This is a genomic window from Bacteroides intestinalis DSM 17393, from assembly GCF_000172175.1.
Taxonomy (GTDB): Bacteria; Bacteroidota; Bacteroidia; order Bacteroidales; family Bacteroidaceae; genus Bacteroides; species Bacteroides intestinalis.
Genome location: NZ_ABJL02000008.1, coordinates 2,237,528 through 2,252,959, shown reverse-complemented (window position 1 = coordinate 2,252,959; position 15,432 = coordinate 2,237,528). Strand labels below are relative to the sequence as shown.

General features: G+C 43.6%; 15 protein-coding genes. 8 read left to right on the top strand and 7 right to left on the bottom strand.

What is annotated here, in order from left to right:
• The first annotated feature begins 77 nt into the window (after positions 1 to 77).
• From BACINT_RS18625 to BACINT_RS23395, 6 genes are all read left to right on the top strand, one after another.
• Positions 78 to 452, top strand: coding sequence for a hypothetical protein (locus tag BACINT_RS18625; protein WP_007665921.1), 375 nt, complete (start codon positions 78 to 80; stop codon positions 450 to 452).
• A gap of 20 nt (positions 453 to 472) precedes the next feature.
• On the top strand, positions 473 to 1,048 hold the full coding sequence (locus BACINT_RS18620; RefSeq protein ID WP_007665918.1) for a DUF3575 domain-containing protein: 576 nt from the start codon (positions 473 to 475) through the stop codon (positions 1,046 to 1,048).
• An 82-nt stretch (positions 1,049 to 1,130) separates the two neighbouring features.
• Complete coding sequence (locus BACINT_RS18615; RefSeq protein WP_007665916.1) at positions 1,131 to 2,648, top strand: DUF3868 domain-containing protein; 1,518 nt, start codon at positions 1,131 to 1,133, stop codon at positions 2,646 to 2,648.
• 59 nt (positions 2,649 to 2,707) lie between these two features.
• A complete protein-coding gene (locus BACINT_RS18610) occupies positions 2,708 to 3,835 on the top strand; it encodes a fimbrial protein (protein ID WP_007665913.1) in 1,128 nt (375 codons plus the stop codon).
• A gap of 131 nt (positions 3,836 to 3,966) precedes the next feature.
• Positions 3,967 to 4,773, top strand: a complete 807-nt coding sequence (locus BACINT_RS18605) for a FimB/Mfa2 family fimbrial subunit (RefSeq protein WP_007665910.1) — start codon at positions 3,967 to 3,969, stop codon at positions 4,771 to 4,773.
• A gap of 30 nt (positions 4,774 to 4,803) precedes the next feature.
• The gene (locus BACINT_RS23395) at positions 4,804 to 7,131 is read left to right on the top strand and encodes a DUF4906 domain-containing protein (protein ID WP_007665907.1); all 2,328 of its coding nucleotides are present in this window, start codon (positions 4,804 to 4,806) and stop codon (positions 7,129 to 7,131) included.
• A 702-nt stretch (positions 7,132 to 7,833) separates the two neighbouring features.
• Here BACINT_RS23395 and BACINT_RS24665 read toward each other — a convergent pair.
• From BACINT_RS24665 to BACINT_RS18565, 6 genes are all read right to left on the bottom strand, one after another.
• Positions 7,834 to 8,025, bottom strand: a complete 192-nt coding sequence (locus BACINT_RS24665; protein ID WP_007665904.1) for a hypothetical protein — start codon at positions 8,023 to 8,025, stop codon at positions 7,834 to 7,836.
• Positions 8,026 to 8,083: 58 nt separating this feature from the next.
• Positions 8,084 to 8,374, bottom strand: a complete 291-nt coding sequence (locus tag BACINT_RS18585) for a hypothetical protein (RefSeq protein WP_007665902.1) — start codon at positions 8,372 to 8,374, stop codon at positions 8,084 to 8,086.
• A gap of 267 nt (positions 8,375 to 8,641) precedes the next feature.
• Positions 8,642 to 9,595: a manganese catalase family protein gene (locus BACINT_RS18580; RefSeq protein ID WP_007665899.1), complete on the bottom strand. Its 954-nt coding sequence runs from the start codon at positions 9,593 to 9,595 to the stop codon at positions 8,642 to 8,644.
• 178 nt (positions 9,596 to 9,773) lie between these two features.
• Positions 9,774 to 10,046 carry a hypothetical protein gene (locus tag BACINT_RS18575; RefSeq protein ID WP_016272768.1) on the bottom strand — a complete coding sequence of 91 codons (273 nt, stop codon included), beginning with the start codon at positions 10,044 to 10,046 and terminating at the stop codon, positions 9,774 to 9,776.
• A gap of 83 nt (positions 10,047 to 10,129) precedes the next feature.
• Positions 10,130 to 10,426 (bottom strand): YtxH domain-containing protein, encoded by a 297-nt coding sequence (locus tag BACINT_RS18570; RefSeq protein ID WP_007665895.1) that lies wholly within the window; start codon positions 10,424 to 10,426, stop codon positions 10,130 to 10,132.
• 29 nt (positions 10,427 to 10,455) lie between these two features.
• Positions 10,456 to 10,713, bottom strand: a complete 258-nt coding sequence (locus BACINT_RS18565; protein ID WP_007665893.1) for a GlsB/YeaQ/YmgE family stress response membrane protein — start codon at positions 10,711 to 10,713, stop codon at positions 10,456 to 10,458.
• A 454-nt stretch (positions 10,714 to 11,167) separates the two neighbouring features.
• Between BACINT_RS18565 and BACINT_RS18560 the strand changes: the two genes are divergently transcribed.
• The gene (locus BACINT_RS18560; RefSeq protein ID WP_007665891.1) at positions 11,168 to 12,454 is read left to right on the top strand and encodes a histidine-type phosphatase; all 1,287 of its coding nucleotides are present in this window, start codon (positions 11,168 to 11,170) and stop codon (positions 12,452 to 12,454) included.
• A 157-nt stretch (positions 12,455 to 12,611) separates the two neighbouring features.
• On the opposite strand, the gene BACINT_RS18555 is transcribed toward BACINT_RS18560, so the two are convergent.
• Positions 12,612 to 13,685: a mechanosensitive ion channel family protein gene (locus BACINT_RS18555; protein ID WP_021967153.1), complete on the bottom strand. Its 1,074-nt coding sequence runs from the start codon at positions 13,683 to 13,685 to the stop codon at positions 12,612 to 12,614.
• Between the two features lie 300 nt (positions 13,686 to 13,985).
• Between BACINT_RS18555 and BACINT_RS18550 the strand changes: the two genes are divergently transcribed.
• Positions 13,986 to 15,431, top strand: a complete 1,446-nt coding sequence (locus BACINT_RS18550) for an alpha-amylase (protein ID WP_007665887.1) — start codon at positions 13,986 to 13,988, stop codon at positions 15,429 to 15,431.
• Position 15,432: the final 1 nt, after the last annotated feature.

The following is a 15,432-nucleotide window of genomic DNA, read 5'->3' as shown; positions in this document are numbered from 1 at the left end:
TTCTTATCGTATCTGTGTGTATCCGTTACCTACAAGGTAATGCCGGTGTATATGATAGATAAAACCCAACAAATATCATGATAACACCCATGACACAAGCTGCCATCGCAGTACTCAACGACATCTATGCGGGAGGCGACACCGCCCGTACGGACGCCTGCCGTCTTACGGGGCAAGACCTGGATGTCCTGCTGTCGAAGCTTCTAAGAGCCGGACTTATCAAACTGTCCGAGCGGGGAGACTCCCGTAATATACGGTCGTACAGTCCCGTGCGTGGATCCTCCGACGTCTCCCTTCTCGACATCCTCGAAGCCACTGGCGAGCATCTGAACTGCAACCATCCCACTACTGAAGAGTTCCACATGCGCTACGGTAAAGCCGCGCAGAAACTCGGGATAGTGAACTATATTACGCGTGAATACCTGCATGAGATAAAGCTGTTTGAGTTGTAAACGTAATCCTCAAAAAACTTTTGAAAAGAAATACTTTCATATTGCCCCTGTTCCTGCTGCTGTCCTGTCTTGCAGACCTGCATTCCCAGACCCTTGCCTTGAAGAGCGACCTGCTGACGGGAGCGCTTTCCTCGCCCAACCTTTCCGTGGAGGTCAAACTCTCCGGGCGGTTTACGCTGGAAGCGGGTTTCCACTACAACCCTTTTCCGGCAGGTGGGGACAAACGCTGGAAACATTGGTTCGTACAGCCTGAGCTGCGTTACTGGATGTGCCAGCCCTTCGGCGGCCACTTCTTCGGCGCGCACCTGATGTACGGGGTATATAATGTAGGCGGCATGAAACTCCCGCTTGGACTCTTTAAGGGCATCCGCTCTTCAAGATACGAGGGTGACTTTCTGGGACTGGGCGTATCATACGGCTACCACTTCATCCTTTCACCCCGTTGGAGCATCGAGACAAGCCTCGGTGTCGGATTCCTGCATTCGGGCTATGAACGTTACCGCTGCCTGCATTGCGGCGAGCAGACCGGTGGCGGTCATAAAAACTTCATAGCTCCGACCCGTGCCTCGGTATCGCTGGTATACCTGATAAATTGAGAGTTGGGAATTGAGAGTTGAGAGTTGGAAGATGAAAATTGAAAGCGGTTTATAATTAGTAATTTGTAATTAAAGATAGAGCATGAAAAACTTAATCCGTATTCCTCTGACATTGGCACTTCTGTTCGCCATATGTGGCTTCTGCCCCGGGCAGGAGTTCTACCGGGGAGAACTGTTTGTCACCGGACAGCATTTCTCGCTGACTGACGGACACCTGACTGTGGAACTTTCCGTAGACTTTGAGAACCTGCAGATGCCTTCTGACGAATCCCTGACCGTGACCCCCGTGCTTAAAAGCGGTGAATCCGAGCAGGAACTTCCCTCCGTCCTCATCAACGGTGCGGAGAAACAGAAAGTGTATCAGCGTACACAGGCATTGTCCGCGGGCAAACGTAACGGCAAGGCGCGTACTTCGCCCATCCCGGCGGTCGTAATCCGTGACGACGCTGCGGTCTCCCGCGCGTTTACCTATAAGGTTTCTATCCCTTACGAGCCGTGGATGGAACAGGCCGTCCTCCTGCTCCGCTCTCAGGAATGTGCCTGCCACGGGCGGAAAGGGGATATCTACGAGGATAAGATAGCGGACGGCCTCCGCCTGCCGAAGCTGAGGACCTCTCCGTGGGATGCGGGTACCGACGCCGGTTTCCTTTCATTGGTAAACTTCATCCGGCCCGCACCGGACAAGGACACGCTGCACTGCATCACAGGGTCTATCCCGTACTTTGACCGGGAGGAAGGCCGGGAGGACGGTAAGCAACTGGGCGAACTCTCCGAGGAAAAGCAGAACTTCGAGATTTACTACCGTCTTCGTGACGCCCTGCGTGAGGTACGCCGGGAGACGGGCACGGAACTGGCTAAAGTCCGTGTGACGGGCTATGGCGCGCCCATGGGTAACCTGAAGAAGAACGAGACCAACGCCCTGATACGTGCTCTTAAACTGAAGGAATACCTGCGTGAAAACCGTCTGTCGGGCAAAGCCCTGCTGGAAGTGGACTGGATTCCTGAAGACTGGGACTCGATCACCAGCCTGGTGAGGGGAAGCGATATGATGCTGAAAGATGCCACCCTCGACCTTATTGATAATGTGGAGATCTCCAAAGGCCGCGAACGTATGCTGATGTCTCTTGCCGACGGCAAGCCTTACAGGTATCTCTCGGAGAAGATATTCCCGGCGGTGATGCGTGTGGACTACCGGATAGAATACACGCGTAAGCCTCTGGGCGCTGCCGAAAGCCTCCAACTGCTGCGCAGTGGAAAGCAGCGCGCCCTGCGCCTGAACGAGTTCTTCGCCGTGGCGGGCAGCTATCCGGCAGGTTCCACCGAATATAATGACGTCCTTGACCTTGCTGCCCGACTTTTCCCGGACAGTCCGGAAGCCAACATCAATGCGGCGGCGGTGGCACTCACAAAACGTGATACGAAGCGTGCCCGCCAATACCTGGAACGTTTCGCTACTCTGCCGATGGCTTATAACAATATGGGCATTCTCTGCCTGCTCGAAGGTAACCGTGACAAAGCGGAGGTGTACCTCACGATGGCTGCCGCCGCCGGAGTGGAGCAGGCGGTTAAGGCGCTGGAGAAATTAAAAGCAGAGAATTAAGAATTGAAAAATGGGCGATACGGATAAATGATACAAAATAACCATAAACGGTATAATATATGAAAACGAGTAACTACTTATGGGCGGTGCTGGCAACGGCCACCCTTTCACTGTCCGCATGCGGCAGCGATGAAAACGAGAATGTAAACCAGCCGAAGGAAAAGACTGCAAGACTTGAACTGACCTTGGTGGGCACCCCTGCTGACAGCCGTGCTACGGGGACTTTGCCTACCACTGATGAATCCCAGATCAACCGCCTGACTGTGGCTGTATTCACCGGAGCGTCGGGCAACCCTGTCAATGCCCTGCGGGAATTCACGGGCGATGACATCAAGGCTGCAACAAGTGGTACCGGCAAGAAGATTACGATGCTTTGCGAACCCGGCAACGGACAGACCATTTATGTGGTGGCCAATGCCTCTACAGGACTTTTTGCGGGAGTGACCAACCTTGCCGGTTTCAAAGCCAAGCTGATGCTACTTTCGGAAACCACCAAGGCTGCTGGAGCCGGTGCGGCAACGGATACGCAAAAGGCCAACAACCTCCCGATGCTGGGAAGCGCCACCGGAAAGGATTTCACGGCGGGAACGGAAACCGAGGCGAACATAGCCCTGTCCCGTCTTGTGGCGAGAGTATCTATCAGCAGCATCAAGACGGCTTTCGATCCGGTGGGACGGTTCAAGGATGCGACGTTCAAGGTAACAGGTGTATATCTGAAGAATGCCAACAGTTCCGTCAATGCGGACAAGACGGGTAGTGTTCTCGTTCATGGAGGTGACGGGAGTACCGATACAAAAAAGTACCTGTACGAGACAGTTTCCACTCATACAGCCAATACGGAACTCACTACCCCTTACTACTTCTACACATTTCCGAATGTTTCAAATACACCGACCAAGCTCATCATTAAAGGCATGTTTGATGCGGATGGAGGTGGATCCAGTGCTTCCGTGCCCCGGTATTATCCCATTGTTATCAACAAGAAACAGGCTAACACCACTATTTCGGGAGGGGCAGGTACTGACAAGGGTAGTATCGCTCTCAACACTAAATACGTGCTTACCGCCGTCATTAAGGGTGAAGGCGCCCCCGACGATAACACGGATATAGACCCCGCCACCCTGCAACTCACGGTCACTGTCGCTGATTGGGCGCTCACCATCAGACAGGATGTGACCTTCGAGTGATTATTAATATGAGACTGACATGACATTATAAACCAATCCGTGCCCAAGCTATGCGAGTTTCCGGAACATCCTTCATCTTTCCGCTCTTTCTTCTTTTTATTCTCTGCTGCGCCTCGTGCGTACGTGAGGATATGGAAGGTTGTGCCCGTTACGAACTTCATGTCCGCGCGGTGGATGCTGACGGGAACGACCTCACCGGAAGCGGGGCCTTGCAGAAATCGGATATCTACCTCTTTAATGAGCAGGGTTTCGTCAGGATGATTCCCTCCGATGGCTTTTCTGACTTTTATTTTGGAGAGGACAAAGGCGAACATCTCACGCTGGTAGCCTGGGGCAATCTGAAAGAAGATACCCTGATTACTACGGATATAGCGCCGGGAACCCCTCTGAAAGATGCGAAACTTCAACTCCGGCAATACGCTCACGGCACGCATCTCCCGCTAACGGATCTGTTCTATTGCCGCAGGGAAATAGGGGAGACGGAGACCCGTAGCGTGGAAGGTGCGGACATTACACTCGTAATGGAACGTATGGTGGCGGGTCTCAGCATACGCACGCGTTATCTTTCCGAGTGTTATCCTTACAAGGGTGAATCGTACCGCTTCATAGTGCACTGTACCAGTACGGAAATGGATTTCACGGGTGAGGCTGCCGGGAGCGGGGCCGGATATGAACCGGCTTCCGTTACCGACGCTGAAGGGGATGTCTATGCGCCGCCTTTCCATATCTTCCCTACCGGAGAGGGGAGGCCGTTGGAAATTGACATCTACCGGAAAGGGGAGAAACTGTTGACTATCACCGAAGACAATGAATTCCGTCCTTTGTATGCTCCTGTGGGTAAACAGACTAACATAGATCTTGACTTCCGCTATGCGGAGGTGAAGGTCGTTGTGAGTGTGGTTCCCTGGGGTACGGTCAGTCAGGATGTGGAAATGTAAGCCGGATGTAGAAATGTAAGTAAGAATACAATGATCAGGTTATTTGAATACAGAGTATACCGTAGACAGGAAGAGCCTGTTCCATTTTGCTGGAAAGTGCTTTTCGTGCTGTTCATGCTGGGCACGTTGCTGGCGATGACGGCTGTTTGCAGTTCCTGCCAACCGGAAGAGGAGAGTATGGAGGATGTGGAGGAAGGCCAGCCTGCTACTATCCGGTTGGAAGTGCAGGGTGAGGAACAGGTGGATATCGCTACCCGGACAGTCAATGAGAGTGTGGTCAGCAATCTTCATATTCTGGTATATAACAGTTCGGGTGAACTGATCGGTCAGAAATATCAGACGGGTGGTTCTACGGTTACCGTGAATACCCGTAGCGCTACCGGATGTACCATCTATGCCGTTGCCAATACGGGTAAGGCTGACTTATTCAAGGGATATGCCATACATAAGGAGTCATATCTGAAAAGTATGGTGTATAGTCTTACCAATTGGGACGACTTGGGTAAAGGTACTAATTTGCTAATGACCGGAAGCATGAAGAGTGTGAATATCAAGGCGGGAGCGCAGGATTTAGCCACACGACTGGTATTGACCCGTATGGTAGCCAAAGTAGTGTTGAATATTAAGGTTGAGGCGGGCAGTGGCATTACGATTACGAATTATTCCGTAAAGAATATCCCTTCACGTTCCTATTATATTTCCAGTACATCGGATGCTGTACAGACGACTACTGCCGCACATTGGAAAGAAAGTGGCGTTGTCACTACGTCCGGAACAACTTCGGTAAGTAAGACTTTCTATATGTTTGAGAACCGTAGGGGGACTAAATCCATTTCCGCCCAGAAGGACAAAACGACTGCCAATGCACCTGCCAAGGCTACTTACGTAGTTATTCATGGTTTGGTGGGTGCTGTAACCGTGACGTGGACGGTGTATCTTGGCGAAAACAATACGAGTGACTTCAATATCAAACGGAACGGTAATTATAGGTATGACATCACTCTGAAAGCTACATTTGACGGATATGGCATGGCTAGTGATTCCAGAGTTATTGTTGGGGTTGATCTTAGTGAAGATGGGTGCGCAAACTGCTATCTGGCAGCCACAGATAATGCATGGTATAATTTCAATGCAACTGTAAGAGGTAACGGAGAGACGGGAGATTATGCAGCACAGCAGTATGGTTCGGGCATAAGTTTGATGCCCAGCAAAGTTACAGGAAGTACGGATGCTGTAACAATTCCCAAAAATCAAATAAAGGATGCTATTCTTGTGTGGGAGACAAATAGCGGAATCATTGCTTCTTTGAAATGGGATAATAGTTCCGGATATGTAAAATTCAAAACAGGAACAGCTAAAGGAAATGCTCTAATAGCTGTGCGAAACAGTTCAGACCAAATATTATGGAGTTGGCATATCTGGCGTACCGACGGAGTAAATTTGACAGAATTAAACAAAAGCCATGTTCTAAAGATAAAGACCAATACTAAGCGGGAATGGTATGCAAATGCATTTCCGGATGCAACTGCAAAAAGAATAGCCATGCGTGAACGTGAATTAGTCTTGATGGAATGTAAGTTAGGTACATTGTTAGATAAAGCAAATAGTTCTCTTACATTTGAGGGGAATAGCGGAGCTTTTAATCTGAGTTACCAGTTTGGACGTAAAGATCCCTTTCCCTTGAATGGTGCAAATGATTCGAAGACTGATGCTTTTTATTTAAAGGCTGTGGAAGCTACGACGACAGGGAGTACCATTCAAAATAATTTGGATTATAGTATCCAACATCCTGATGTATTTATTAAAGGAGATAATTGGATAAATAGTGCAACATTGAACTCCAGTCAATGGAAAGTTTCGAGCTGTTTGTGGGGTGACAATGATACAGCGAAAGGTAGTAACAATAGTATAAATCCTCCTCCATGTACAATTTTGGACCCTGCTCCTTGGGGGACAGAAAGTGAAAGTGGAAAAAAGACAATCTATGACCCTTGTCCTGCTGGCTGGCGTGTTGCTCCGGCGGATACTTGGACAGGGATTGCATATAGTGATGCCAATGCTTGGTATAATTTATTGGAACATGTCTGGAAGGAGGCAAGTGATAAAAATTATTTCTTGTATTTTGGTGGTATGACAGGTGCGAAAACTTTTTTGCCAGTATCAGGTTTTCGTAATGGTCCTGACGCTTTGATTAAAAGAGTAGGAATAAATGCATACTTGTGGATGTCATCCCCTTGTGGCCCGGAATATACAATGTCATCCGTTATGTATGCCGGATCTGACCAAATACATATAGCACATGCGGGAAAACGTGCGGGTGGGTTTGCAGTACGTTGTGTCAAAGAAACATCTCTGTAACTAAATAGCCTCATGCGGATGATGGTAAAGATGTGGATGGGAGTGTGGTAGCGAGCTAAATAAAGGAAGGGGAAGTATCGGAATGGGGGCATTTTTATGCATCAGATTCTCTCCAAATAGCCAAGTCTAAACTATTTCATTGCGAGAATTATTTGTAATTTTTCTACTTCCTGATATAATTTTGACGGGTTCTGTTTCTTTAGCTTTTGCAGGTTAAATAGTTTCCATTGAACAGATGGGGAATGCTGGAATAAATCGTAGCTGCTTCTTTCCCATGCAGGTTCCGCACTTTCAAAACTTAGAAGGATTGTCATTATCACTCATCAGAGAATTAATCTCTCTTATCAACTTAGTTCGTGTTTCTTGTAATCTGCACTTCCTCCTCCGGGTATCAGGATTTGCAATCCGATTAACATCAGGTAAAAAATGTTTCTATTCGGATTATAAATCCTAAAATAAAGAACAATTAGATTACAAATCCGACCGAACGATAAATAGAAAACGGACGGCAAAATGTAACTTTTATGACACCAGGCTGTGATTTTGCTTTGATTACGGGAGCTCCTCGAATTGAACCCCATATTTGCTTCTTGTTTTTAATATCAAGTAATTATCTAATTCAAAAGGACTATGCATCACGCACTGTCCTTTTCTTATTAGAACTTTAAACACCCGAATATCTTACCAATTTGGTTTTCGTCATTACCTGTCTAGCCATGCTCCTACCTTCTCTTTAAAGAAGAAAGTATAGAGGAATGCTCCTATCCAGCTTGTAAGGACTACCAGCAGGATTACCATAAGTTTTTTTTCTTTCGGTATTCTCAGGCAACCTATTTCCCAGGCGCATCTTATAGTCAGAACTATTCCAACGACCCAAATAGCAAGAATATTCATACCTGTATAAATTAAATGAGAGATAGTAAATCGAGATATAAAGGTTTATATGACAGTCTTAATCAAGCTGCTTTTTTACTTCATCTTTAGCTTTGTTATAATCCTTTTTTATTTCTTTTTTTACCTTTTCCGTACCTTGTTGCACGTCTTTCTTGGTTTCTTTCCAGGCATCTTTAACTTTGTCGGCACCATCCTCTATTTTGTTAGAGGCCTTGTCTAATGCGTCATTTACGTTTTCTTTTGCATTTTCAATCTGCTGTTCTGTCCGGTTCTGTTCTTTTTTGTCCTGACAGGATGATGCGGACAGTGCAAATAAAATTGTCAGTGTGATAAACATTATCTTTTTCATATAGTTCTCTATTTTTGCTTGTTATACAATATGCTTTAGGATTTCCGGTGGAGAAACCAGTTCTCCACCGGGATGAAGATTTAGACTTCATACTGTCGGAAGATCAAGTTATTTCTTCTCCGATTTTTTGTTTGAAGCAGCAGGCTTACTTTCTTTAGCTTTGCTTTGGGTACACTTTTTGCCACCCTTTGCTTCCATCTGTTTTTTTTCGTTCTTTGTTGTCATAAAATTTAGTTTTTAAGTTAAACAATAGTAGAACTGGAAGTCTTATTTGTTTCCGTTCTTAGCATTTCCATATTCACACCAACGCATTTCTCCTTTAGGGATATGGGAGAGTATCTCGCTGCTCCGTTCCTTGGCTAGTTTTTCATCTGTCTGGCGTACTTCCTTTTCCGTACGTTTGGTGCCTTTAGGTTTACGTTGAAGTAGTCCGTCAGTACTTCTGACTTCCTCCAGTGGATTCTCAATATATTGCCATTCTTCTTTGAGCCTCGTACTTTTGCCTTCGTTCCATGGTCCGCGGGCTTCCTTTCCTTTGGAATCATTAAAATAAAGGTTACTGTATCGGGGGGATGTTTGGAATACTCCCGGAGGAAAGTTAGGCTGAATAGTTTCCAGAGCGGCCTCAAACTGTTGAAAATGGGTCACTTCGCGAGTCATAAGGAATGTGAGCGTTTCTTTTACAAGTGGGTCATCCGTAAGTGGGATAAGGTTTTCGTAACCTATCTTGGCACGTGCTTCACCCGCCATGTTGGAACGGAGGTCCACTGTCAGGTCAGCATTGGCCGATACATAGGTGGCACACCATGGGTTCCCGTTGCTATCGGTCAGCACGGGACTACCGGGAGCTGTTACCAGAAACGCAGGATTGGTGAAGGCTTGGTGGATAAGATCCTCTTTGCCTGCTTTTCCTCCCATCATGGTACGCAGAGGAGTATCTTCCAATACATCCTTCATTTCTCCGTTTACTGGTCCGAGGAGCATCTGGATGGTTGCACCTACGATTTCAAGATGGCCGAACTCCTCAGTGGCAATATCCATGAGCATGTCATATTTGTCAGGGTAGGGGTTATGGCAACTGAATGCCTGTACAAAATACTGTAGAGCGGATTTCAACTCACCGTTGGCCCCTCCGAATGCCTCAAGCATCACACGAGCAAAACGAGGATCCGGCTGTGATACACGGGCATTGAACTGAAGATCTTTTACATGGTAAAACATAACAGATTCATTTTTAAGTTAATAATTCAGGTTAATTTTAGATGTACATCTGTATATTAAAGATAGGAATATCCTTGCCGGGCCGTATATACAGACCGGAAGAGGTTTATCCAATCAAGTCAAGAGGGTAAAGTTGTCGGTAGAGATATAAATGAGAAAGGATCGGAGAAAATAAATTTTATTCCTCCAGTTTGTCCAGTTCAGACATATATTTCTTTATATAATGACAATTTCCGTCGCATATCCTTTTCCGCACTCCCACGGAAAGGGAAGAGTCCATACATTTGTTTCCGAACAGACAGCTGCACCTGAGTCTATACGCTTCCAAGCTTTTATTCCTCTCATCCGTACGGCCCTCTGTATAGGCGGACAGGCATAGCGTGTACAATTCTTCATAACTCTTTTCCCGCAGGGATGCGGGAGTATATTGGCATTTATTGTTCCATTTCATATTCATTAATCATTAATTCAAGTGAAATGGATCGGGAAGCATTGAAAATACGTCCCGTAATTTTAGTTGTTTGTTATAGTAGCCTATTTTTTGGCTTCTAAAGCAGCTGCATGGACTTTACTTTTCAGAGTGTCAGCCTTTTCGGCAACGTCAAAGGTCGCATCTGCAACCTTGTCGGCGGTTTTGGTACTTGCATCCAGTGCTTTGTCTCTCACGGTTTCTGCAAGGCTTTCAGCACGATCGGCAATCTTTGCCATGGCATTATGAATTTTCTTTTTTAGCATCTTGGCTTTTGCCGTACGTGAAAAACGTTGAGCAAGTGCTCCGATGGCCGAACCTATTGCCAGCCCAATCAAAAAGTTAGATTTACTAGTTTCCATAATCAAAAAGGGTTTAGGTTAATAAAAATTTAAATATCAGTTCTCTTGGGATGACGAAAGAAGGATATGATCCACAATAATAGAACTGCACCGATAACAGAGGTGAAAAGGCTACCCAGAAGGCCTGTGGTAGTAATTCCCAACAAGCCGAATACCCAGCCACCCAATACGCCACCTACAATACCTACGAGTAGGTTAATGAGAAGTCCGAAACCGCCTCCTCTCATAATCTTGCCGGCTATGAGTCCGGCAACGATTCCAATGATAATGTACCAAATAAAATACATAATATTAAGTTTTAGTTAAAATAATACTGTTGGAACAGATGGCTTGAGGAATCATATCAGACGGAAAACCATCGGTCCCGTTTTGAAAAAAAACATGTTGTGTAAGAAAATGGTTTGGGTGTAAAAAAAGGATTTAACAACAATTTTCATTTTAATAATAGGCTGGCTGGCTATATTAGTACTGTTTATATGTTTATCCCATGTAGTGTTTTATTGCCAAGTAACTATGCCGTGCAGTCAATATTTCAAACTTGTAATAGATAAAAGTTGTGGCCTAATATTTTGATAATAAATGATATAACTCCATATGTCGTTCTTTCTGATGGCCGTTGGCTGAAGATGTATAACAACCGAAGATGCCTTGATACTATGGTATTGAATTCTCTCAGAGTCGTTTATAAGTAAACATAATCCTTCTTTCATCGTTATAATCTACACATATAAGATTTATGATATGAAAGGATTATTGTTAATTGGAATTTTTATGTTTTGCCCCGTTTCCATCTTATGGGGACAGGATAGGATACAACAATACGCAGGGACAGCCATGCCGTATCCTGTTGTGAAAGACTCGTCTGGCTTTTTTCAGGATAGTATGGTTCCGTTTTATGTTAACCATTTGGGGAGACATGGAGCGCGTTTTCCAACTTCAGGAAAGGCTTTGAATAGAGTGAAGGAGATTCTGGAATTGGCTCGACGAGAAAATAGGCTAACATCAGGAGGAGTAACCTTGCTTTCTACAATACAGAATCTATCGGAAACTTTTGACGGACAATGGGGGAAGTTATCAGTGGTGGGAGAGGAGGAACAACGGGGTATTGCCAGACGTATGATAGAACGCTATCCACAGTTATTCAGTGATTCTGTCAAAGTGCAGGCAATTGCGACATATGTTCCCCGTTGTATACATAGTATGGATGCATTTCTTGCTTGTATGGTAGAGTTTAATTCTTCTTTACACATACAACGCAATGAAGGGAAGCAATATAATGATATTCTTCGTTTCTTCGATTTAAACCAATCTTATGTTGATTATAAAGAAAATGGTGATTGGCGTCCTATATACGAGACTTTTGTGCGACGAAAGATTTCTCCTGCTTCTGTTATGGAAAACTTCTTTCTGGAATCAGGACAGGAAACAGATAAGGAGGCAGAGGAATTTGTCATGGCTTTATTCTCCATTGCTGCCATACTACCAGATACAGGTACTCCGATAAATTTGGATGGTCTTTTCACAATAGGTGAATGGGATAATTACTGGCAGACTCAGAATTTGCGACAATATATGAGTAAAAGTTCTTCGCCGGTTGGGCGAATGTTGCCTGTTGCAATTGCATGGCCTCTGCTATCAGAATTTATTCATTCAGCTGATGAAGTGATAAAGGGCAAGTCGGATACCAGGGCGAACTTTCGTTTTGCTCATGCAGAGACAGTTATTCCTTTTGTAGCATTAATGGGTGTAGAAGGAACGGATGTTAAAGTTGTTGTTCCTGATTCTGTATCTAAATATTGGAAAGATTATGAGATTGCTCCGATGGCTGCTAATGTACAGTGGATTTTTTATCATGACAAGGCTCTAGAAATATGGGTGAAATTTCTTTTGAATGAAAAAGAAATGACACTTCCTGTTTCAACTTCCCGTTTTCCTTATTATCGATGGGAAACTGTCTGCATGTATTTAAAGAAACGGGTTGAAATGGCGAAAAAGGTACTTGAATCTTTTTCAGATAATTGTAAATAAGGTAGATATGGGTTGAGTATTGGTGTGGTATGAGTGTGATAGAATTAAAAAGTATCTGTATTATCCCGGCGGTATAGAAATCATTATATACCGTCGGGATTTTTTTTGTTACATTGGATTTATATTAGTGGGGTGATTTGAGGATAAAGTGTGCGTACTATTTTTTCTCTTTTGCCAAATCAGCCAATTCATCCTTTTCAACGTAAATCGTTCGTGTTGGGAATGCGAAATCAATGCCTGCTTTATTGAATGAGTCTAGAATCTCCATATTTACATTTGAAGTTACCATTAAAATATCTCCCTGTTTTTCTATAAAATATATGTACATGATGTTCAGTGCAGAGTCTGTGTATTCTGTAAAAACAGCTGTGGTATCTGATGGTTTGGAAGATACATTTTCTATTCTTTTAGGAATGGCTTTCAGTATATTTAAAGCTTCTTTCATTTTTTCGGATGTTGTGTTGTATGTCAATCCAAGTTTCAAGACGACTCGACGCATCGGTTCGGAAGAGATATTTATGATAGAAGCATCTGTAACTTTATAATTAGGGAAAGTGATGATACGTTTATTGTAGTCCATGATTTTTGTACTTCGAACTCCAACATCAATCACAGTGCCTTCGATATTATCCACGCGAATCGTATCACCTATGTTGAAAGGCTTATCTGTCAATATAGTGAAAGCGCCGAACACATTTTTTACAGTGTCTTGGGCTGCTAAGGCAAATGCGATACCTCCAATACCCAGAGTACCTAATAATGCACCAATATTGACTCCAATATTACTTAAGGCCATTACAAGACCGATTATCCACACAATGACCAGTATTGTCCGTCTGATAATGGGCATCATTTTGTTGTTTTGTCCATCCGATTGTCGTCCCCAGTAGATTTGCAATAAACTACTGGATAATCGGGCAAATATCCATGTGATATCCAGAATAATCAGTATCTTGTAAGCATTATCTATTACTTTTACAAAACTATCCGGAGAAACAAGCCTGTGAATAGCTATCCAAATACCTAATAACATAATTGCAAACTTGACGGGCGATTCTAAAGAATAATAAATTATATCATCCAGCCGATTATTGGTACGGGTGATAAATGGATTGAGTACTTTTCTGCTGAGGAATGATATTAACTTCATCAAAACAATTGTTCCTAAAATAATAAGTATGGAAATACCCCAGTCTTCTAAAGTATTTCCCCAGATTTCTCTTTCTAACATAGCTGGAAATTTTTTAATTAAACATTTTATGGAATATCCTTGATTTTGGATTATGTAAAAACAAACGGATAAAGAAAAATTCCTATTCATAATCAAGTAAATTATGTATATGAAAAGAAACATTAAGATAATTTGCATTACTCCATTGGAGATGGTTAAAAACATTGGAGGCGTTTTTATAATGCTTAATGTGATGTTGTGTTATACTTTTTTCTTACTAAACTATAATTTACATTTATAGTGGGAACCATCTTATTATTTATTTTGTTAAGTTACTCATCAATTTTAAATTAAATAGTTATGGAAAATGGAGTAATGATGCAGTATTTTGAGTGGAATCTTCCGAATGACGGAAAGTTGTGGAAACAGTTGAGAGAGGATGCGTCGCATCTACATGAAATAGGTGTGACAGCGATCTGGATACCACCTGCATATAAAGCAGATGAACAGCAGGATGAAGGATATGCTACTTATGATTTGTATGATTTGGGTGAGTTTGAACAAAAAGGAACTGTGAGGACTAAATACGGAACGAAAGATGAATTGAAGGAGATGATTGATGAACTTCACAAAAATAAGATTGCTGTATATCTGGATGTCGTTTTGAATCATAAAGCAGGTGGTGATTTTACGGAAAAGTTTATGGTGGTGGAAGTAGATCCTGGTCAAAGAAATAAAGCTTTGGGGAAACCTTATGAAATACAAGGATGGACCGGATATAGCTTTCATGGACGTAAAGATAAATATTCGGATTTTAAGTGGCATTATTATCATTTTTCCGGGACTGGATTTGATGATGCTCGAAAGCGAAGTGGTATATTTCAGATTCAAGGAGAAGGAAAAGCCTGGAGTGATGGTGTAGATGGAGAGAATGGCAATTACGATTTTCTTTTATGTAATGATATTGACCTAGATCACCCTGAGGTTGTCGCCGAACTGAATCGTTGGGGCAAATGGGTTTCAAATGAACTTGATCTTGATGGAATGCGTTTGGATGCAATTAAGCATATGAAAGATCAGTTCGTTGCACAGTTTCTGGATACGGTAAGAAGTGAGAGAGGTGATGACTTCTATGCTGTGGGAGAATATTGGAACGGTGACTTGGAAACATTGGATAATTATCTGGAAGCAGTAGGGCATAAAGTTAACTTGTTTGATGTTCCGTTACATTATAATATGTTTCAGGCATCACAAGAAGGAAAAGATTATGATTTGCGGAATATTCTGAAGAATACTTTAGTGGAGCACCATTGTGAACTTGCTGTGACTTTTGTTGATAATCATGATTCGCAGCATGGAAGTTCTTTGGAATCACAGGTTGAAGATTGGTTCAAGCCATTGGCGTATGGTCTTATTTTTATGATGAAGGATGGTTATCCCTGTTTGTTCTATGGTGATTATTATGGGATGAAAGGAGAGAAATCGCCACATACTAAAATTATAGATATTCTATTGAATGCAAGGAAAAAGTATGCGTATGGTGATCAAGTTGATTATTTCGACCATCCATCAACCGTAGGCTTTATTCGTACAGGAGATGGGGAACATGTTAATTCAGGCTTGGTATTTTTAATCTCGAATGATGAAGCGGGAAGTAAAACGATGTGTTTAGGGAAGGAACATGCAGGTGAAGTGTGGTGCGAAATTACCGGAAGTATTCCGGATGAAGTAACTTTGGATAAAGAAGGAAATGGAGAGTTCTCTGTGGATGCGCGTAATCTTGCTGTTTGGGTAAAAAAAGCATGAG

Coding starts and splice junctions, on each gene's coding strand:
- BACINT_RS18625 (WP_007665921.1), top strand. CDS start 78: ATGATAACACCCATGACACAAGCTGCCATCGCAGTACTCAACGACATC.
- BACINT_RS18615 (WP_007665916.1), top strand. CDS start 1,131: ATGAAAAACTTAATCCGTATTCCTCTGACATTGGCACTTCTGTTCGCC.
- BACINT_RS18610 (WP_007665913.1), top strand. CDS start 2,708: ATGAAAACGAGTAACTACTTATGGGCGGTGCTGGCAACGGCCACCCTT.
- BACINT_RS18605 (WP_007665910.1), top strand. CDS start 3,967: ATGGAAGGTTGTGCCCGTTACGAACTTCATGTCCGCGCGGTGGATGCT.
- BACINT_RS23395 (WP_007665907.1), top strand. CDS start 4,804: ATGATCAGGTTATTTGAATACAGAGTATACCGTAGACAGGAAGAGCCT.
- BACINT_RS24665 (WP_007665904.1), bottom strand. CDS start 8,025: ATGAATATTCTTGCTATTTGGGTCGTTGGAATAGTTCTGACTATAAGA.
- BACINT_RS18585 (WP_007665902.1), bottom strand. CDS start 8,374: ATGAAAAAGATAATGTTTATCACACTGACAATTTTATTTGCACTGTCC.
- BACINT_RS18580 (WP_007665899.1), bottom strand. CDS start 9,595: ATGTTTTACCATGTAAAAGATCTTCAGTTCAATGCCCGTGTATCACAG.
- BACINT_RS18575 (WP_016272768.1), bottom strand. CDS start 10,046: ATGAAATGGAACAATAAATGCCAATATACTCCCGCATCCCTGCGGGAA.
- BACINT_RS18570 (WP_007665895.1), bottom strand. CDS start 10,426: ATGGAAACTAGTAAATCTAACTTTTTGATTGGGCTGGCAATAGGTTCG.
- BACINT_RS18565 (WP_007665893.1), bottom strand. CDS start 10,713: ATGTATTTTATTTGGTACATTATCATTGGAATCGTTGCCGGACTCATA.
- BACINT_RS18560 (WP_007665891.1), top strand. CDS start 11,168: ATGAAAGGATTATTGTTAATTGGAATTTTTATGTTTTGCCCCGTTTCC.
- BACINT_RS18555 (WP_021967153.1), bottom strand. CDS start 13,685: ATGTTAGAAAGAGAAATCTGGGGAAATACTTTAGAAGACTGGGGTATT.
- BACINT_RS18550 (WP_007665887.1), top strand. CDS start 13,986: ATGGAAAATGGAGTAATGATGCAGTATTTTGAGTGGAATCTTCCGAAT.